Below are 20,379 nucleotides of genomic sequence, written 5' to 3'. Positions count from 1 at the left end.
TTAATGTGAAGTTACACATATCTAGATCCCCCTAAATCCCCCGATAAATTGGGGGACTTTGATATGTTTTTCTGGTTCCCCCCTTTATAAGGAGGGCTAGGGGGGATCGAATTCTATGCAGCTTTATAAAAAATTGGTATTAGAGGCACAGCAATACTTTTTACCCACTGACTTTACTCCAAACATATTTTTGGCAGGTTTCACAAGCAGCTTTTGCTTCCTCTGTTTGCGGATTGGTGAAGACGGGATGGTAACGTAACCTGTCACAACAGACTTGCAACCATGCACGCCAGTCACCGCGCCACAACCGTACAGTGCCATCTTCACCACCGCTAACAATCGTTTGCCCATCGGCGCTAATGGCGACAGAATAAACCCAACCTTTATGACCGCGCAACGGTTCAGTTAAGGCAAGACCTTGCAGATTCCACAACCGCACAGCGCCATCAGTACCACCACTAACAATCGTCTGCCCATCAGCGCTAATGGCAACAGAATTGACAAAACCCTGATGACCGTGCAAAGGTTCAGCTAAGGCAAGACCCTGACGATTCCACAACTGCACAGTGCCGTCATCACCGCCACTAACAATCGTCTGCCCATCGGCACTGATGGCGACAGAATTGACATAACCTTCATGACCATACAAAGGTTCAGCTAAGGCAAGACCTTGGAGGTTCCATAAACGCACCGTACCGTCACTACCACCGCTGACAATCGTCTGCCCATCGGTGCTAATGGCGACAGAATAGACCCAACCCTGATGACCGCGCAAAGGTTCAGTTAAGGCAATACCTTGGTGATTCCACAACTGCACCGTACCGTCAGTACCGCCACTGACAATCGTCTGAGCATCAGTGCTAATGGCGACACAATAAACCCAACCCTGATGACCGCGCAAAGGTTTCGCTGAGGGAAGACCTTGGTGGTTCCAAAACCGCATTGTGCCGTCAGTACTACCACTAACAATTGTTTGACGATGAGTGCTGATAGCGACAGACCTAACATTGCCTTCATGACCGCGCAAAGGTTCAGCTAAGGGAAGACCTTGGCGATTCCACAACCGCACAGTGCCGCCATCACTGCCACTGACAATCGTCTGCCCATCGGTGCTGATGGCCACAGACCTCACATTACCCTCATGACCACGCAAAGGTTCAGCTAAGGAAAGACCTTGGCGATTCCACAACCGTACCGTACGATCATCACCGCCACTGACAATCGTCTGTCCATTGGCGCTGATGGCTACAGACCTTACATTACCCTCATGACCATACAAAGGTTCAGCCAAGAGAAGACCTTGATAATTCCACAATCGCACCATACCGTCGGCACCACCACTGGCAATCGTCTGCCCATCGGCACTGATGGCGACAGAAGAGACATCATTTTTATCCCCACGCAATGGTTTAGCTAAGGGAAGACCTTGGCGGTTACACAACCGCACAGTGCCGTCAGCACCGCCACTGACAATCATTTGCCCATCGGCACTGATGGCGACAGAATTAACATTACCCTGATGACCGCGCAAAGGTTCAGCTAAGGGAAGACCTTGGTAATTCCACACCCGCACAGTGCCATCAATACCGCCACTGACAATCGTCTGCCCATCGGCACTGATGGCGACAGAAGAGACATTACCTTCATGACCACAGAAGGGAATCGAGACTCTTGCTTTATTCACTACCCGATTCAAACTGTTCTGAACTGATGCAAGAATCTGCTGGGGTAGTTTCTCTTGATTCTCCCCCATAGCTTGAATTGCCAAAACTAGACTATCTAGGGGTTGTAAGGGCAATAAATCGTCTACTCTAGCCGCTTTTTCTCGCAATTGGGATTCAGTAAGCGCCCTTTCCATCTCGGCAATCCGGTGTTTGTCGTCGGCATCCCTACGCTGGTAAAAATCCTCATCTTGTTGGGGTGATTGCAAATCAGGCTGCAATTGTTGCCAGCTATCTCTCACTTGGGCCAGCAATCCCTTTTGGATTAAATATTTGTCATCCGGCGTTTCGTTCAACCATTCCCGTCGGGTATTTTCTAATGACTCGCTCAACGGTCGCAAGTCTCGGTCTTGTTGTCGCCACTGGGCAAACTGCTGCCAACTTTCAATTAAAGCTTCATGGGCTAAATTAATCCAGACTTCTTCTTTTTCATCTTTCTCAGAAACTAATAAGCGTCCCTTAACCAATCCTGTTTCACCATCTAGCAACTCACTAAGTTGTTGCCGTTGATTGGCATCATTACCTGCAATATTTAATAATGTGGCTTTGGGTTGGCGCTGTCGGGTATCCTTTTCTCCCTCTCCCGTTCCCACTAACCGCAGAAAAATCTGCTTAATCCATTCCTTTTCTTGCTGAGTGCGTTCTTGAGTTGGATATTCTTTCTCATAATCTTGGTAGTGATAAACATTTTCTGCATAGAGATTTAACACCGCAGTTAATCCTCCCAAGTACTCATACTCTTCTTGGGTAAGTTGATATTTCTTTTGCTCGCGTTTCTCCCAGAGTTTAGTTAAGGCAAACTCTAACAATGGCAAACTCCCTGGTTCTTGTTGAAGATTTTGGAGAATTTTTAATGCTCCTGCTTCTTCAACACTATGAACCTGAAGCTGGGCAGGTTTGGCGATTGTCTCCTTGAAATCAACTCCAGTTAAAGGCGGTATAACAACTACTGGGGTTTGAATCAGGTGAGTTAGAGAAGGATTATCTAAACAGGATTGAAGAAAATCACCTCGCATAGTAATTACAACAGCTAACCGCGAATCATGAATTTCTACTACCCCTGTCAGTAGTTCAATAAATCTCTGCCGTTCTTCCTTATCTATACAAACTGTAAATACTTTCTCAAACTCATCTACCACCAGCAAAAATTTTTCTGTGTTAACCACAGCCTCTGCATCATCAATAGGTTTAGTCAGGCTGCCGAAACTGTTGTCATTCTGAGCAATTTCAACCACAAGGGCGTATTGTGTCATCTTGTTTTGTTAAAACTATTGAGAAAATTACCTCTGTGCTTTAAAATACCCAAATTAACGAGTTATTTACCCATTAGAGTTAAAAACTCTAGATTTAAAGTTCAAGTAGCAGTTGAGTAACACGCAGTAAAAGCACAATATTAAAGTCTTAGTGACTGAGATAAGCTCTATACCTTGTAGTTCAGTAGTAATTACGGCAGCGATGTCTAAGGGCGAGCTACGACCAGTTAGAAAATTTCAGCTACCTTGAGAAAAATCTCACATCGCGTTAGTCTTCATTGACGTAACTGCACGCTGTAACATTAGGCGATGACAAATCAACTCTCTTTGAAAATTCCCTCTTGCACTTGGAGCCGTCCCATCGGCTTAGGCTGGGATAAACCTTATACCGTCCGCTATGCAAGTAATATTGATGATGGCCCTTGGCATGGTATGCCTTTAGGCGGCTTTGGTGCAGGTTGCATCGGTCGTTCTTCACGGGGAGATTTTAACTTGTGGCACATCGACGGTGGTGAGCATACCTTCAAAAACGTTCCGGCTTGTCAGTTCAGTGTGTTTGAATCCAATAGCACATCTTTCCAAACCTACGCTTTATCTACCCAAGCGCCCGATGATGGCACTCTCAAAGCGTGGCAATGGTATCCGACACCTCCTGACACAGAGGGAACGGGCGATTATCACGCGCTATATCCACGCAGCTGGTTTGTATATAAAAATATATTTCAAGCACAGTTGACTTGTGAGGAATTTTCCCCAGTCTGGGCAGGTAATTACCAAGAAACTAGCTACCCTGTGGCAATATTTGTCTGGAATGCCCACAACCCGACAGATACACCGATTACTCTGGGCATTATGCTCACTTGGCAAAATGTGGTCGGCTGGTTTACAAATGCTCTAAAATCTCCCGAAGTGCGGGTGCGCGATGATGGTAGTCCGGTTTACGAATACCAACCGCGCTGGGGTGAAAGTCAAGGAAACTACAACCAAATAGTTGAAAATACACAACAGTTTGGCTGTGTTTTAGGTCGGGTTGGTAGTAATGAACCTTTGCAAGAAGGTGACGGAACTTGGTGTATTGCAACGCTGAAACATCCGCAGGTGGAAGTATTTCATCATAGCCGCTGGAATCCTGAAGGGACGGGTGAGGAAATATGGCAAAGTTTTGCCCAAGATGGCTCTTTGCCCAATTATGTTGATACTACTCCAGCAACAGAGAATACACAAATCGGGTCTGCGATCGCAATCCGTTTCACTCTCCAACCAGGCGAAACTCTGGAAATTCCTTTTGTCGTCGCTTGGGATTTGCCAATCACAGAATTTGCTGCCGGAGTCAACTACTACCGCAGATATACAGATTTTTTTGGTAAAAATGGCAACAACGCTTGGGCGATCGCATCCACTGCATTACAAGAATACCAAACCTGGCGATCGCAAATTCAAAGTTGGCAAAAACCCATTCTCGACCGGGAAGATTTACCCAACTGGTTTAAAATGGCTCTATTTAATGAGCTTTACGATCTTACTAGCGGCGGTACTCTCTGGAGTGCAGCATCAGAACTTAACCCCATCGGTCAGTTTGCAGTGCTGGAGTGCTTAGATTACCGTTGGTATGAAAGTCTAGATGTACGGTTGTATGGCTCTTTTGCGCTGCTGATGCTGTTTCCAGAATTAGAAAAGTCGGTAATTCGGGCATTTGCACGGGCGATTCCTCAAGGTGATGATACTCCCCGAATCATTGGCTATTACATGACAATTAAGGCCGAAAGCCCGATTGCAGTTCGGAAAGTTGCAGGTGCAACACCCCACGATTTAGGCGCACCCAACGAACACGTTTGGGAGAAAACCAACTATACCAGCTATCAAGACTGTAATTTATGGAAAGATTTAGGTAGTGATTTCGTTTTGCAAGTATACCGTGATTTTTTGCTCACGGGTGCTGACGATGTGGAATTCTTGGCAGATTGCTGGAATGCGATTGTTCAAACCCTCGACTACCTGAAAACTTTTGACCTCGACGGCGATGGGATTCCAGAAAATTCTGGCGCGCCTGACCAAACTTTTGATGATTGGCGATTACAAGGTGTTAGCGCTTATTGTGGTGGGTTGTGGTTAGCGGCACTAGAAGCTGCGATCGCCATTAGCGATATTTTATTAACTTACCAGACAAGTAACACAACAGAGTTGGCAGCGCAAAAATCCACTTATGAAATTTGGTTACAACAATCTCTTCCTATTTACCAAGAAAAACTCTGGAATGGGGAATATTACCGACTAGATAGTAAAAGTGGTTCCGATGTGGTGATGGCAGATCAATTATGCGGACAATTCTACGCCCGTCTGCTGGATTTACCTGATATTGTACCAAGCGATCGCGCTCTCTCTGCCCTGAAAACAGTTTATGACGCTTGCTTTTTGAAATTCTGTAATGGTGAATTTGGTGCTGCTAATGGTGTTCGTCGTGATGGTTCACCAGAAAATCCCCAAGCTACTCATCCCTTAGAAGTTTGGACGGGGATAAACTTTGGGCTGGCGGCTTTTCTCGTGCAGATGAAAATGAAAGATGAAGCGTTGAGGTTGACGCAAGCTGTGGTGCAGCAAATTTATGAAAATGGTCTGCAATTTCGCACGCCAGAAGCTATCACCGCAACTGGTACTTTCCGCGCTAGCACTTATCTGCGGCCAATGGCGATTTGGGGGATTTACTTAGTTATTAATTGATTGACTATCAAAGCGGTTCTCGTTTTGATACAACACACGTAGATGTCATTGGTGTCAACTTAAGCTGAAATCTTCTGACTGTATAAGTTTTGTCCTAACCCTCAGCCCCTCACTCATATTGGGAAAGAGAGGAGCGAATTCTCTACTTTCCCTTCTTCCAATATGGGAGAAGGGGTTAGGAGACCTCTTGCAAAAGTCATTTTTGCAAGAGGCGGGAAAAGGGACTGATGTTTTTTATTGTTCCTTTCCCCTTTTCCCCTTACCCTTTTCCCACAAATGCCAAGAAGTCTAGGGGATGAGGGCATAGAACCCTTACTCTTATTAGATTTGCGATTTTATTTTCCGAGTGTTTCCGGAAGCGAAGGAAAATTTCAGTAATGGTAAGAGTTGAAGCATTGAGAATTATAAAACTAATGTTTCAAAAAATGCAAATATTACTAGCTTTAGCTATAAATGTTGCTGATAGTTCCTAGACTACGTTCACAATCAAAAGCTAGGTTATGACGTGCCTATTGCTTCACTCAACAGCAAAGTTCATCGGATTGTGGCACTTTGTGTTTGGCAATGATTAGCCAACACTGGTGCATACGCTTAAACCCCTACAGCTTGCGTAACTTAACGCCAGTAAATTTCACAGGTGCATTTCACCAGCCTTTAGTAGAAGCAGCCCAAACTTGGAGGATGTGAAGCGTTATCAGTGAGGACTATTTTTAAGTCAGCTGGACTCATACTATAACCCCTAGATAGCTCATTGTCAAGTAATTCATTGTGTAGTTGTCTGGAGAGATAAAGGCGATCGCATATTGATTTTTGATCTTGTAGGCCATTTAGCCCAATTTTTACTACATTTGTAATCTCAATTTTTTAAATCTGCTATAGGACTCGCATTTAATTTTTGCAAAAACGTCCCTGTTCCCTGTTCTCTGCCTACGCAAATAATTTCTCGGAATCAAAACGGATTTCTATAGATATTCAGACATTAGAGAAATCACTGCTAAATCAACTTCATAATATTCTTTCTTAATTAGCTTTATCTCTCTTCTCCAATTCTCTAATATTGTACAAAATTAGACTACTGATACTTGAATAAAAGTATTTATTTGCGGATATTTTTACTAACTCCGCTAACGAACATTAAAATTATCTATATATATTATTAGTCAAAACTTCTATTTGAAGTCTGGGCTATTTTAAGATGACTATCCAAGCACGATCAAATATCCAAGCTCGGTTTACGGCAATTTTCCTTAAATCCGCTAAAGCTGTAGCTTTTGCAAACCAATCAAGACCAGGTTAATAAGTATTATTGTCCAACTGAACTTATTGAAACAATAAGCTCAATCCTATGGCTGGCAATGGTTTTACAACCAATTTGTTAATATTTTTATCGAGTTGTTTTACATTCTAGTTAATGGTACTATTTTCTAGTTACTCGATAATAATAAAGGTTTTAAAATGATATCGGGTGAGGGGTAACACCCCTCAGAAATTAGCCAAAGGGGACAAAACTAAAAGCTGCACAATCCACAAGTAAGTATCTGAATACATTCAGTAAATTTAACCTATAAATAGACTATATTAGCAGATGACACGAACGACAAAAAATAGTATAAATACGAATGGTGCTAGTACCGCTCAAAGATAAATATATTTTTTCTGTTAGTCTAAAAAAATATGCAAACTTCCCGGAAATTGCCTAATTCAACAGTAGTAATAAATATAAGCGTGTGAACCTAGAAAATTCATTTACTGATGGATTTTTATCTTTTGTAAACATCTCACACCACTCTATTGCTAATAATTTGCCACAAGCAATTCAACCTTTTCAAAAAGGCTAGTGCAGTCTGTACGCCTCAATTGAAACACCGACAATTGCAAAAAAAGAAAATAGTTTACTTCATCCAGGATAACTAGAACTATGATGAATCAAGACATTGCTGGTATTAGTAGTAACTTAGATAAGACAGTGAAAGCTCAACAATTTGACAAAGTAGTTGAGGCAATTCTTGCCGGAAAGTATTCCTGGGCATGTGTTTTAATGCTGCGATTTGGTGGTTATAATCCTCTCCATTACATTCCATATCGCACCTACAATCGATTGCTCAAAGAAAATTCTCAAGCCGATAGGACAAAACAACAGCAAACTGAAAATCTAAAAATGCTAAAACACACTCATGATTCTCGGCCTGAGAATAATGTGTCATCAAGCTGCTTAAGCAAAATTAAAGACCTAGCTTATCTAGAAGTAGTTAGAAAGCAAAAAGCATGAATCAATTCAAAATTCACGCATTAAATACAGCCACCCACAATATGAGTGGGGTTTCCACCGACCGAGTGAGACAAGGATTTTTTTGTCCACGAGGGCGAGGTTTTAAACCTAACTTTTTTTATAAATCCTTGGTGGGAGTTTAAGCCAGAGATTGACACAGCAAATTAACGAACATCAATCGAGCAAATCGCCATTAAAACCAGAAAATGTTTAAGACGTTTCCTTGAAATCCTGTGGATTCAATTAAAAAGTATTTGGAATCAAGAGATTCTGCTCTAAAGTTGATTGATTATCTGAAAGCCTGCGATGCTAATTTAAATTTTATAGCATAGCAGGTTTTCTATCGCAGTCATTAATTTCATTAATTTAGCAAAAATCTGCCAAAATGGCAAATATATACTAATGATATTGGTAAACTAATAACAACTACAACTTCAACCAAAATAGAGGTGATTTGGCAAGCAAGTTAATTTAAAAAATAAAATCAACGATTAGTTCTAACTATGAAATAAATCAAACTGATTACAAAAGTAGTCAGCATTTCATGGAGTAAATAACTCCTAGACCAAGACCAATAATTCAACTGTTACTACTGGTGGTTCTTTTTCTGAGGAAGTCTGAGCAAAGAGAATTTGGGGAGGTGGATTCCCCCGAACCAAATTTTACACAGCTTTCACTGACTGCAGACGGTGCGAGTAATGCCGATCAAACTTTCTATCTTGTGGTTGGTGTTGCTTTAGTTAAATATTGCAAACGCTTAACATCAATTCCAGGAACGGAAATAGAAAAGTGACGGTGAAATTGTTATCCTTGGCTGGTAGAACTAGTAGCTCATACGCTTCTCTTTCAACTATTGTAATCCTAGTCCTCCCAACCGGGATTATCTTTGGTTTCTAAACTTTCAATTTATATAACACTACTGGAAGTTCAAAACTTGAATAGCTTCCAGTTTTTTATATGTATATAAAAAGAAATAAGGTAGGCAAATTGCCCACCTTATTTTTTGTGGATAATAGATATCTGGTGAAATTAATCTCAAACTCTTATAGAGACGTAGTACCGCTACGTCTCTACATTCCTTTTCACTTCCATATTTAATAATTGGTTAATTCAAAAAGGAATTAAACCTTAGCTAATTCTGGAGTGGGACTCTTGCTGTTGCGAATTGCTGTAATAGCCTCAGCATAATCTTTAGCATTAAACACAGCTGAACCGGCGACGATCGCATTGGCTCCCGCTTCCAAAACTTGCCAGGTATTATTTGCCTTCAGCCCCCCATCCACTTCAATCCAGGGGTCGAGACCACGTTCATCACACATTTGGCGCAGCTTGCGGATTTTAGGTAATACACCAGGGATAAAGCTTTGACCACCAAAACCAGGGTTGACGCTCATAATTAGTACTAAATCGCACAAATCCAGAACATATTCAATTAGCTCTAGAGGAGTACCAGGATTAAGTACAACACCAGCTTTTTTACCAAGCTCTTTAATTTGCCCCAAGGTGCGGTGCAGATGTGGAGAAGCATTATGTTCGCAGTGTACGGAGATAATATCGGCACCCGCTTTAGCAAATCCTTCTACATACTTTTCTGGCTCCACAATCATCAAATGGACATCCAGTGGCTTAGTTGTAATCGGACGAATCGCCTCCACAATCAGAGGGCCTATCGTAATATTAGGTACAAAACGACCGTCCATTACATCAACATGAATCCAATCTGCTCCGGCTGCGTCTACGGCGCGAATTTCGTCACCCAGACGGCTAAAATCGGCTGATAGGATAGATGGAGAAATTACAATGGGCTTTTGAGATAGGTTTTGGGTCATGGCTAGTGGGTTTTTAAGCGTCCTCGTCTGTAAGCATTGTAACAAAGCATTGAGCAAGACTCATAAGTTTGATCCCGGTCTTTTTGCAGGAGTAGAAAGCAGAGGGAAAATAATAACTCCGAATTCCTAGCTCCTAACTCCTAACTCCTAACTCCTAACTCTTGACCAATGACTAATGACAAATAACAAATGACTAAAAAACTAACCTGGATAATTTGGGGATTAACTGCTTCTTGTCTGAGTGCGCCGGTAATGGCTTCGGCTTTAGAGTCTGCTTTGGGAACTAACGGTATTGATGCTTTGAAGCTACACCAAGCTCCTTATAATTTAATCGGTCGCAAGATTGCTATTGGTCAAGTGGAAATTGGTCGGCCGGGAATGTTTGGGTGGGATAAGGCGGTGTCTAAAAATCGTGCCATATCTTTAGCAGCGGTTTTCTTACGCAATGGCCCAGCTAAGTCTAATAGTGGTGTTGACCCCCACGCCTACAATGTCGCTGGTGTGATGGTGAGTCAAGACAAAGCTTTGCCAGGAGTTGCGCCGGGAGCGCGATTGTATTCATCAGCAGTAGGTTCGACTAAAAACATGGGTCAGCCAGAAGAGTGTTTATCGGCACAACACATAGCGCTCCAAAATAGTGGCGATGTCCGTGCGATTAACTTTAGCTTTGGGGAACCTCTGAGCCGCGATCCTCGACCGGAAGCTACTTTAGACGGCAATGCTTTATTAACTTTATGTGTTGACTGGTCTAGTCGCGCTCATGATGTTTTGTATGCGATCGCAGGCAACCAGGGCAAAGGCGGCATTCCTATTCCTACAGATAATTTTAATGCAATCAACGTGGCTTTTTCATCCCGCCGAGGGGGAGTTTTTAACAAAGTAGATGTGGCTAATCTGGCGGGTGTTAACCAAGGGGTGAATCAAAGACTAGCTGGAAAGGAATTTGACCTTGATGGGCGTCGCGCTATCAGTTTAGTTGCTCCTGGTAATAATATTCCTTTGCTCAATCCAGATGGCAAATTGAACAAGGTTACAGGTACTAGTTTTGCCGCGCCTCAAGTTACAGCTACTGTTGCTCTGTTGCAGGAACTTGCAGACCGACAGATGCGGACAAAACAACCCCACTGGAGCATTGATTCTCGGCGTCATCAAGTGATGAAAGCTGTATTACTGAATTCAGCAGACAAACTTCTAGATAGCGGCGATGGCTTAAGGTTGGGAATGACTCGGACGCTAATTGATAAGCAAAATCAAAACTGGCTAGATTCTGATGCTTATAAAGATCCAAAGATTCCCTTGGATGCCCAAATGGGAGCGGGTCATTTGAATGTATTTCGCGCTTATCAGCAATTTAGTGCTGGTCAATGGCAAGCATCAGCTGCGGTACCGGCTATTGGTTGGGATTATCGCACAGTTGATGTTGGAGCATCTGTTGACTATATATTAGCAAAACCGTTAAAGCAGGGAAGTTTTGTTGCTGTCACCCTGACTTGGGATCGATTGGTAGAACTCAACGATAAAAATAAAAACCAGCAATATGACGTAGGCGAAAATTTTCGCGATCGCGGCTTAAATAATCTCGATCTCTACTTAGTAAAAGCTGATGCTCAAAATTCGGAAGCTGGTGCTGTTTGCTCCTCAATCAGCCAAATTGATAGTGTAGAACATATTTTCTGCCCCGTTACTGCTACTGGCAATTACAAAATCCGCGTCCAATTTCGTCAAAAGCTCAATGAAGCGACTCAACCCTACAGTTTAGCTTGGTGGAGTGTACCTATTAATTGAAATAAGTTAGCACAAATATCTGTGTAAAATTACAGCGTTTTTCTCGTTCTCATACGCAGCATGGGAACGAGATTTCCAGCCTCTGATAAATTTCGATTCGATCTATAAAAACCTCACAGAAGTACTTATTTTTCGAGCGCGTAGCTTACAATACGTTTATACGTAAAGATAAAAATTCTTTAAGAAAAAAATTTTTTATAAGTCGTCTGTATAGCCGTCTCAATCAAGAATTAGCAACTCCCCAAGTTGTGTTTAATTACTCTGAGCTACTAATTTGCTGTTACGAAAACTGTAACAGTCCCATTTTTCTATTGGAGTAAATGCAATAGTTAATCATTGACACAGTATCTGCGTCAATTCTGAGCACAAATCGGGAATCTTTGGCAAGTGAGGTAGCAGAATGAATCGCCATAAATTGAGTGATGCGAAAGAAAATTTCCTGCAAAGACGTTACGGTGTTAGTCTAGGCAGACGTTATGCTTTGGCAGCTGCAAGCGTTGTTCTATTCAGTGTATTAGGGTGTTCTCAAGTCGATAGTAATAAAAGTGCCATTGCCCAATCTAGTTTACCTCAGCCAGAAACTCCATTGCAAAAAAAAACAGCCAACACTGATACAAAAATTGTTGAGTCTAGCAACAAGTTTGGCTTCAAACTATTTTCAGAAGTTCTGAAAAACGATCGGGGTGAGAAAAATATTTTTATCTCACCTTCGAGTGTTGCGATCGCTCTTGCTATGACTTATAACGGCGCTAGCGGCTCGACTCAACAAGCAATGGCAAAAACCCTAGAATTACAGGGAATGAATCTACCAGAAATCAACTCTTCTTATGCGACGGTATTAAAACAGCTTTTAGACAATTCGGATACGAAAGTGCAATTGAAAATTGCTAACTCACTTTGGGCAAATCAAAAGGTTAGCTTTGCACCAGACTTTCTCAAGAGAACCCAGGACTTCTATCAAGCCAAAGTCAGCAATTTAAACTTTCAAGATGCCGCCGCATCTAGCATTATCAATAATTGGGTCAAAGAAAATACTAACGGTAAAATCACTAAAATAGTTGAAAAAATTGAACCAGATCAGGTATTATTTCTGATTAATGCCATATATTTTAAAGGTAATTGGAGTAATGAGTTTGACAAGAAAGAAACTGCTTCATATCCTTTTTACATCACATCTAACAGGTCAAAACAACACCCAATGATGTCACAAGAGGGTGATTATAAATACTATGAAAGCGAAAAATTTCAGGCAGTTAGTTTACCTTATGGAAAAGATGGTAAGATAAGTTTTTATATATTCTTACCCAAAAAGAATTCCAACCTCAAAGCATTTTATCAAAACTTGAATGTTGAGAACTGGGAAAAATGGATGACTCAGTTCAACAATCAAAAAGGGTTTATTCGCCTGCCCCGCTTCAAAACAGATTACGAGATTACACTCAATGATGCTTTAAAAACTTTAGGTATGGGCGAGGCTTTCAGCAACAAAGCCAATTTTTCTGGCATGGGTAAAAATTTTGCCATTAGCCAAGTTAAGCATAAAACTTTTGTTGAAGTGAACGAAGAAGGCACTGAAGCGGCTGCGGCTACTTCAGTGGGAATAGTAGCAACATCTGCAAGACAAGAACCAGAACCATTCCGAATGATTGTCGATCGTCCCTTCTTCTGTGTCATCAGGGATAATCAGACGGGAAACATTTTGTTTATGGGTTCAATTACCGAACCACAATGAGGATGTAGGAGGGATTGAAGTGAAGATTTCATCTTTTTAAAAGAGAACTTCCAAAAAATCAAATCTTCAGTGAATATAAATGATTAATTTAAACCTCATCTATGTTGAAACCTAGAGTTTTTTAAAAAATATGGTTTTCAAAGTAGACAAGGTTTACATTCACTGTATGTGCAGATAATAATTTTTATAAATCATTATTTATAAAAGAAACTATGGATGGTGAAAATATTTTTAGTGATGGGGAAAATTCTAACTTCGCGGCATAATCATCTATTTGTGATAGCTCCAGTTCAATTGTTTCTTGGTCTTTTTCATCAAAAAGTAACTGAATTTGATAACTTGTCCAGAATTGTTCGCCTAGTTCATCTTCTAAATCAAAAGGCTGTTCTTCATCACCCCATATATTTGACCAAAGGACTATTTGATTAGCCCGAAAATGGTTTTGACCTTTTGTATCTCCAACTACAAAATATACTTCGACATTTAAATCAAATCCCAAATCATCGACTTCTGCCTCTACTATCTGACAATTAACGACAATTAAACTATCTGGGTTAATATCTACTACCTGCTGTTGGCGTTGTAATAATTCTTGAAATACAAAATTAGGTAATAATTTTGAACTTTCCTCAAGTAGGTTTTTTTGAGTTTCTGGGGAGTAACGAGTTTTTAATTCTTGCGTGATTAAATTTAAAATATCTTCACTAGCTAAATTGACAACTATCTGTTTATTTGCGGGATTAAGGAAACATCCTTGATTAAGATTAATGTGTTTTTTAATTGACATAGTTCTCTAAAATCCTTTGAATGCGAACGGATAATTCACAAATCAAGCTCAAACAAAGGTAAGGAATAAATATTACTTTAGCTTCTGTTCTATATTTTTAGCAAGACAACAAAACCATGACTAAAGTCACACATTAAACATACACAAGATAAACAATAATTGTTAAATTAGTAATGATTTGCAATAATTGTCCAGTTAAAAGGTTCGATTTTTATCGGGGCTTGTGACTGATTTTTCTTACTCTTTCAGCAACATCGTTTTTTTATGTGTAGATTAATTGGCTATCTTGGTAACGCCATCCTCTTAGATGAGTTGCTGTATAAACAAGAGCATTCGCTCTACAAACAAAGTTACAGTTCTTTGGAATTAAAATCAGGAGTAGTTTGTGGAGACGGAGTAGGTGTAGGCTGGTACGACGAAGTGGGTAAACCCTTCATTTACCGAAATACGATCCCGTTGTGGAACGAGCCGAATCTGGAAGAGTTGAGCAACTATGTACAATCCAGTTGTACTGTAGGCTATGTCCGATTAGCTGGGACAGGTGAATCACTCGACATTAGCAATTGTCAGCCATTTCGTAGTGGGAAACTTTTGTTTGTGCATAATGGTGAGATATCAAACTTTCAACAAACTCTTTGTAGACCAATACGTGAGAGCCTCTCTGATTCCACTTACCGCCTGATTAAGGGCACGACTGACTCTGAACACATCTTCGCCCTACTAGTGGAAATATGGCAGTCGTCTCCAGACAACACTCTGTTGTCAGCATTAAGTAAAACAGTTCAAAAATTGACTAAGTTGGCATCAGAACACGACACCAGCTTTAGTACCAATGTAATTGTCAGTGATGGTCAAGCAGTTGCAGCAATTCGCTATGCTTATCGTACACAAGCACCTACTCTTTATTGGTCTTACGATGAACTCAAGCAGCCAAACCAAGTTATTGTTGCTTCTGAGCCTTTATCCAATCACCAAAATTGGACTGCTTTTGATGAGCAAAGTGCGCTATTTGTTGAAGCCCAGTCATTACAGCCAACAATTAGCCTATTGGAGAGATTTGTTCCCATTGGGGTTTAAAAAAGCATTGCGATTTTGTGGAAATTGAGCTTTTCTCTTTAAAGTTGGTGCGATGGTAGACAAGCAACAGCAATGCTTGTGCCAAAAGACAACAGTTGAAGGCAAGTCAGAGAAGACAACATACGTCTTTCAATTCTTTTGGGAGCTAGCGTCACCGATAGCGAACGCGAGTGCGTCTTGTAGAGTTGCATTAGCGATTCATCGGTGACGCAATCATCATTCCTCTATGGCTCGAATGGTACTAAGTTAAGATACAGCCCTTATCCTGACTGGTTCCCAGCCTCCAGGCTGGGAACTCATTCTGGGAGGCTCCGCCTCCATAGCTTGACAAGAGGTAGAACCTCTTTTGAATACATTCCCAGCCTGGAGGCTGGGAACGAGTCTAAACAAGCTTTTGGGCTTTACAAGCGTGCCATTCGGTCATGCATTAATTTTCGGAGATGTCTCTTGTACTCTGTCCACCACTATACTCATGCAAGCTAGAGCGATCGCATACTTACTTATAATTCGTAAGGAATGCCCTGTTGCCTGATTCAATCCAATTTCAGTTATCCTGAATGACCCAAATAGTTTTATGATTCTCTACGATAGTATATTTGAAATTATTTTAGGTCTACCACCAAAATATTCTCAAGCTGATTCTGGAACATGATAAATCACCTTTAAGTGATTCGTGCAATACTGGTTTTGAACCTTCTTCCAGAGTCAAATAAAGTACAGGGAGATGCAAAAGTATGGCTGAACACTCATTTCACGACCAACTGAGTTTAGAGGAACAAGCTGAAAAACTCGGCAAGCAAGCATTAAGCTTGGGTTTGATTCCCAGCTTTGTAGTGCATTACTTTCCTGATACTTGGGTATTTTATATACCCAATGAAACTAAATCGGAACCGCTGACACCAGAAGAAGCATACTTTCGTTTAAAGCAACTGGTTAAACAGTAGATATTTTGACGACAAATTTTTGAAGACAACGGCTAGACACTGCAATTGTTAAGTAACAGTAGTTATGGCGAAACCAGCAATTTTAACCGTCGATGACGATCCAGAAGTATTGCAAGCGGTGTCACGAGACTTGCGTCATCAGTATGGCGATCGCTTCCGCATTGTTCGGGCAGATTCCGGGATCGCGGCTCTGGATGTGGTGCAGCAACTAAAATTGCGGAATGACCCAGTTGCTCTATTTCTAGTGGATCAACGTATGCCCCAAATGGGAGGTGTGGAGTTCTTAGAACGAGCAAAAAGCATCTTTCCCGATGCGAAACGTGCCTTGTTAACGGCCTATGCAGATACGGATGCTGCGATTAAATCAATTAATAGTGCCAGACTTGATTATTACTTACTCAAGCCTTGGAATCCACCAGAAGAGAGATTATATCCGGTTTTAGATGATTTGCTAGATGACTGGCTAGCAGGATTTCGCCCACCCTTTGAAGGCATTCGAGTCATTGGTAATCGCTGGTCGCCTTTTTCACATCAGGTGAAAGACTTCCTAGCACGTAACCAGATTCCATTTAAGTGGTTAGATATTGAACTGGAGCCGGATGCAGAAAAATTAGTGGAATTCGCCCAAGCTGATTGTAGACAACAATTACCCTTAGTGCTGTTTCCCGATGGTTCCCGATTAATTCAACCATCTAATTTAGAGATTGCCGCCAAAATTGGACTGCAAACTCAGGCAGAGCGTCCCTTTTATGACTTAGCGATCGTCGGTGCTGGGCCTGCCGGACTGGCAGCTGCCGTCTATGGTGCTTCTGAGGGATTGAGTACTGTCTTAATTGAGCGGGAAGCGCCAGGAGGACAAGCAGGTACGAGTTCGCGGATTGAGAACTATTTGGGGTTTCCGATTGGCTTGAGTGGCAACGATTTGGCAAGGCGGGGAGTCACCCAAGCGCGGCGATTTGGAGTAGAAATTCTCACTCCTCAAGTAGTAACTGGGATTAGACTAGAAGATCCTTATCGGATTCTGCAATTAGCAGATGGTAGCGAGATTAGTTGCCATGCACTTTTAGTTGCAACCGGTGTTTCCTACCGTTGGCTCAATGTTCCAGGAGCCGAGAAGCTTACAGGAGCAGGAATTTATTACGGTGCTGCCATGACTGAGGCGATCGCCTGCACCAACGAAGAGGTTTACTTGGTAGGCGGGGCAAACTCTGCTGGACAGGCAGCAATGCATTTTTCTAAGTATGCCAGCAAAGTGATTATGTTAGTACGGGGTCAGTCACTAGCATCAAGTATGTCTCAATATTTGATTGACCAAATTGCTGCAACTGAAAATATCCAAGTTTGCACGGGTTGCAGCGTCGTGGAAGTCAAGGGAGAAGAATATTTAGAAGCAATTACGATCGCCCATGCCAACACTGGACAAATCGAAACCGTGCCAGCGCGATCGCTGTTTATTTTCATCGGTGCTAGCCCCAAAACGGATTGGCTCGATGGCGTTATTCAACGTGATGCTCAGGGGTTTATCATCACAGGCCCAGACTTGATGCATAATGGCAAATCTCCTCGTGGTTGGTCTTTAGAACGCTCTCCTTTCTTATTAGAAACCAACATTCCCGGAATCTTCGCAGCCGGAGATGTCCGCTATGGCTCAATTAAACGGGTGGCATCCGGTGTCGGAGAAGGTTCGATCGCCATTCAATTTGTTCACCGCTACCTAAGTAATGTTTAGCTAAAGTAGCCAATACTAAGTTGTGTAAAATAGACCTGCCTTAAAAATAGGGACTGGGGACTGGGGACTGGGGGCTGGGGACTGGGGACTGGGGACTGGGAACTGGGGAAGAGATATTTTTATTGTTCCTTGTTAGTTCCACTCATAGAGTCTCTTGCAAAAGTTCTTTTTGCACTCTTGTGGGAAAAGGAAAAGGAAAATAACAAACCTTTCCCCCTTACCCTTTACCCTTTTCCCGACAAATGCCAAGAAGTCTAATCTGCAAACCCTCTCCCCTGCTCCCTGCCCCCTGCTCCCTGCCCTCTGCCCTCTGCCTCCTTCATTGACTTGCATTGATCCCAATTACCCCGATGATGATTAAGGCGATCGACACAAGTTTGATGAATGTAGCAGACTCCCGAAACCAAATAATCCCAATAAGAGCTACTAGAATAGTTCCTAATCCAGCCCAGACAGAATAGGCGACACTTACTTCAAGTCTCTTGAGGGCAAAGGTCAAAAAAGTAAAACAAAGTCCATAGAAGACAAATATTAATACTGAAGGAACTATTTTTGTAAATCCCTGTGATAATTTCATGCAAGTTGTGCCTGAAACCTCAAAGACGATTGCTAATATAAGGTAAATCCAACTTGTTGACATATTTTTTGTAAGTGGTTTGTTAAGAGCAACTCGCCCTAAAAATAGAATAAACACTCCTGAAGTAACTCATTAAAAATTTTTACAAGTGTAATATCAATTCTCGATAAAGATGCTTTGGAGGGAAGGCGTAGCCGAGAGATAAATATATGCAGCTTCATAAAGAAACAGTATAGGTATTCCAACATTTAAAACCAAACGTGCAGTAGTATAATTGAGGCTGATTCCGGGGTTTTATGGCGATGAAATTGCTCTAAGCATTCGAGCAACATCTGCTGTAGTGTGATTGTGTTTTTGTCCTACTAATGGTACAAGAGATGACGGCTCAATTTGAATACAGCACTCTTGCCGATCCACAGGATATTCAACAGCTGATATATATCCTTGAGCAGTGTTTCATCAGCGGAGTTGGTGGTGAAGAAGCTTATATCAATCTCATTGGCGTAGAAAATTTCCGTATTATTCGGGGATTTGGGCAATTAGTTGGTGGATTGGCAACTCTGGATATGGGTCAGTGGTGGGGTGGTGTGCGCGTACCAATGACAGGAATTGCCGTTGTGGGTATTGCTCCAGAGTATCGCGGTTCGGGAGCTGCGATCGCTCTCATGCAGCAGACGCTCAAGGAACTTTATGCTAGAGGTATACCGCTCTCTGCTCTTTATCCAGCTGTGCAAAGTTTGTATCGAAAAGTCGGGTATGAGCAAGGGGGTAGCTGGTGTAATTGGGAAATTGCAACTAAAAGTATCCAACTGCGGGAGCAACCTCTACCTTTACAACCAATAGTGCCAATTAATCATCAAGTATTTCACGAACTATATCAGCAGCAGGCGAAACTAACGCATGGATATTTAGACCGACATCGAGCAATCTGGGAGCGCTTAATTCAACCAGATGAGAAGGAAACATTTTACGCATATTTTATCGGTACAAAAGATAAACCCGAAGGTTACATCCTCTTCAGTCAACATTCAAAAGAAGATGGCGCAATCCTGCGAATCAAAGATTGGGTAATTCTCACAACTGCTGCTGCACAAACATTCTGGTCTTTTCTTGCCAGTCATCGCTCCCAAATTGAACACGTGCGATGGAGGAGTTCTGCAATTGATTCCTTGACATTGCTGCTACCAGAGCAAACTGCCAAGCTTAGGCATACGATGCGTTGGATGCTGCGGGTAGTAGATGTAGTCAAAGCGCTGGAGATGCGGGGTTATCCTTCAGGAATTGAAACTGAATTGCACTTAGATATTCAAGATAATTTGCTAGATGCAAACAATGATAAATTCATTCTTTCTGTTGCCAATGGACGCGGTGAAGTTACCAGAGGTGGAAAAGGTGAGTTGCAGTTAGATATCCGAGAACTAGCACCACTATATACAAGTTTGTTCGCTCCCTACCATTTGCAAATAGCCGGAAAACTGCATGGGACAGAAACCGCTATTTCAGCAGCTACGCAAATATTTGCAGGCGCCTCGCCTTGGGTGGCTGATTTCTTTTAATGGATGGATATCTGTTTACTCTGAGGCAGGGGGTGTTTTCGACGGTGGTTTATCAGCAAATACAACGGTATTTATATCAGGTACGGGTGTGAGTACATAATACCTCACACCCGCACATCAAACCTACAACCTCGATTTGCTTGGGCGAATTTCTGTACCACTTCTGGTAGTTCGGGGCTTTCCGAGACCTGGCACTGCCCAACAACAATCGGCAATGCTAGTTGACCCGCCGAAATAACAAATGCGTTCGCCAAAATAACAAATGAGTTCGCCGAAATAACAAATGCGTTCGCCAAAATAACAAATGCGTTCGCCGAAATAACAAATGCGTTCGCCAAAATAACAAATGCGTTCGCCGAAATAACAAATGCGTTCGCCAAAATAACAAATGCGTTCGCCGAA

Annotated in this window: 13 protein-coding genes and 1 pseudogene; 9 read left to right on the top strand and 5 right to left on the bottom strand. The window is 42.0% G+C overall.

Features of this window, described 5'->3' with window-relative positions; all coding sequences use genetic code 11:
- Positions 1–160: 160 nt before the first annotated feature.
- Positions 161–2,974 (bottom strand): WD40 repeat domain-containing protein, encoded by a 2,814-nt coding sequence (locus tag RMY32_RS02480; RefSeq protein ID WP_322708896.1) that lies wholly within the window; start codon positions 2,972–2,974, stop codon positions 161–163.
- A 309-nt stretch (positions 2,975–3,283) separates the two neighbouring features.
- On the opposite strand from RMY32_RS02480, the gene RMY32_RS02475 reads away from it, so the two are divergent.
- The 3 genes from RMY32_RS02475 to RMY32_RS02465 all read left to right on the top strand — a co-directional run bounded on the left by RMY32_RS02475 (position 3,284) and on the right by RMY32_RS02465 (position 7,961).
- Positions 3,284–5,692, top strand: a complete 2,409-nt coding sequence (locus tag RMY32_RS02475; protein ID WP_322708895.1) for a GH116 family glycosyl hydrolase — start codon at positions 3,284–3,286, stop codon at positions 5,690–5,692.
- A gap of 564 nt (positions 5,693–6,256) precedes the next feature.
- Positions 6,257–6,379 (top strand): hypothetical protein, encoded by a 123-nt coding sequence (locus RMY32_RS02470; RefSeq protein ID WP_322695062.1) that lies wholly within the window; start codon positions 6,257–6,259, stop codon positions 6,377–6,379.
- 1,234 nt (positions 6,380–7,613) lie between these two features.
- Entirely contained in the window at positions 7,614–7,961 is a 348-nt protein-coding gene (locus tag RMY32_RS02465; protein WP_322708897.1) for a HetP family heterocyst commitment protein, read from the top strand.
- Positions 7,962–9,082: 1,121 nt separating this feature from the next.
- Here RMY32_RS02465 and rpe read toward each other — a convergent pair.
- On the bottom strand, positions 9,083–9,790 hold the full coding sequence (rpe, locus tag RMY32_RS02460) for a ribulose-phosphate 3-epimerase (RefSeq protein ID WP_094349276.1): 708 nt from the start codon (positions 9,788–9,790) through the stop codon (positions 9,083–9,085).
- A gap of 189 nt (positions 9,791–9,979) precedes the next feature.
- Here rpe and RMY32_RS02455 point away from each other — a divergent pair, with 189 nt between their 5' ends.
- Both RMY32_RS02455 and RMY32_RS02450 read left to right on the top strand, forming a co-directional pair.
- Positions 9,980–11,575: a S8 family serine peptidase gene (locus RMY32_RS02455; protein WP_322708894.1), complete on the top strand. Its 1,596-nt coding sequence runs from the start codon at positions 9,980–9,982 to the stop codon at positions 11,573–11,575.
- 400 nt (positions 11,576–11,975) lie between these two features.
- Positions 11,976–13,307 carry a serpin family protein gene (locus RMY32_RS02450; RefSeq protein WP_322708893.1) on the top strand — a complete coding sequence of 444 codons (1,332 nt, stop codon included), beginning with the start codon at positions 11,976–11,978 and terminating at the stop codon, positions 13,305–13,307.
- 184 nt (positions 13,308–13,491) lie between these two features.
- Here the strand turns inward: RMY32_RS02450 and RMY32_RS02445 are convergent, their stop codons facing one another.
- Positions 13,492–14,094, bottom strand: coding sequence for a hypothetical protein (locus RMY32_RS02445; RefSeq protein WP_322708892.1), 603 nt, complete (start codon positions 14,092–14,094; stop codon positions 13,492–13,494).
- A 264-nt stretch (positions 14,095–14,358) separates the two neighbouring features.
- Between RMY32_RS02445 and egtC the strand changes: the two genes are divergently transcribed.
- From egtC to RMY32_RS02430, 3 genes are all read left to right on the top strand, one after another.
- Complete coding sequence (gene egtC / locus RMY32_RS02440; protein ID WP_322708891.1) at positions 14,359–15,171, top strand: ergothioneine biosynthesis protein EgtC; 813 nt, start codon at positions 14,359–14,361, stop codon at positions 15,169–15,171.
- 734 nt (positions 15,172–15,905) lie between these two features.
- Positions 15,906–16,115 carry a hypothetical protein gene (locus RMY32_RS02435; RefSeq protein WP_322671201.1) on the top strand — a complete coding sequence of 70 codons (210 nt, stop codon included), beginning with the start codon at positions 15,906–15,908 and terminating at the stop codon, positions 16,113–16,115.
- Positions 16,116–16,179: 64 nt separating this feature from the next.
- Positions 16,180–17,844 carry an FAD-dependent oxidoreductase gene (locus tag RMY32_RS02430; protein ID WP_322708890.1) on the top strand — a complete coding sequence of 555 codons (1,665 nt, stop codon included), beginning with the start codon at positions 16,180–16,182 and terminating at the stop codon, positions 17,842–17,844.
- A 319-nt stretch (positions 17,845–18,163) separates the two neighbouring features.
- On the opposite strand, the gene RMY32_RS02425 is transcribed toward RMY32_RS02430, so the two are convergent.
- Positions 18,164–18,484 (bottom strand): multidrug efflux SMR transporter, encoded by a 321-nt coding sequence (locus RMY32_RS02425; RefSeq protein ID WP_322708889.1) that lies wholly within the window; start codon positions 18,482–18,484, stop codon positions 18,164–18,166.
- 314 nt (positions 18,485–18,798) lie between these two features.
- Between RMY32_RS02425 and eis the strand changes: the two genes are divergently transcribed.
- On the top strand, positions 18,799–19,977 hold the full coding sequence (gene eis / locus RMY32_RS02420) for an enhanced intracellular survival protein Eis (protein ID WP_322708888.1): 1,179 nt from the start codon (positions 18,799–18,801) through the stop codon (positions 19,975–19,977).
- A gap of 123 nt (positions 19,978–20,100) precedes the next feature.
- Here the strand turns inward: eis and RMY32_RS02415 are convergent.
- Positions 20,101–20,379: pseudogene (locus tag RMY32_RS02415) on the bottom strand (hypothetical protein); the annotation flags it as partial.

The organism is Nostoc sp. ChiSLP03a, from assembly GCF_034531215.2.
Taxonomy (GTDB): Bacteria; Cyanobacteriota; Cyanobacteriia; order Cyanobacteriales; family Nostocaceae; genus Nostoc.
This window is presented reverse-complemented; position numbering and strand designations above follow the sequence as displayed.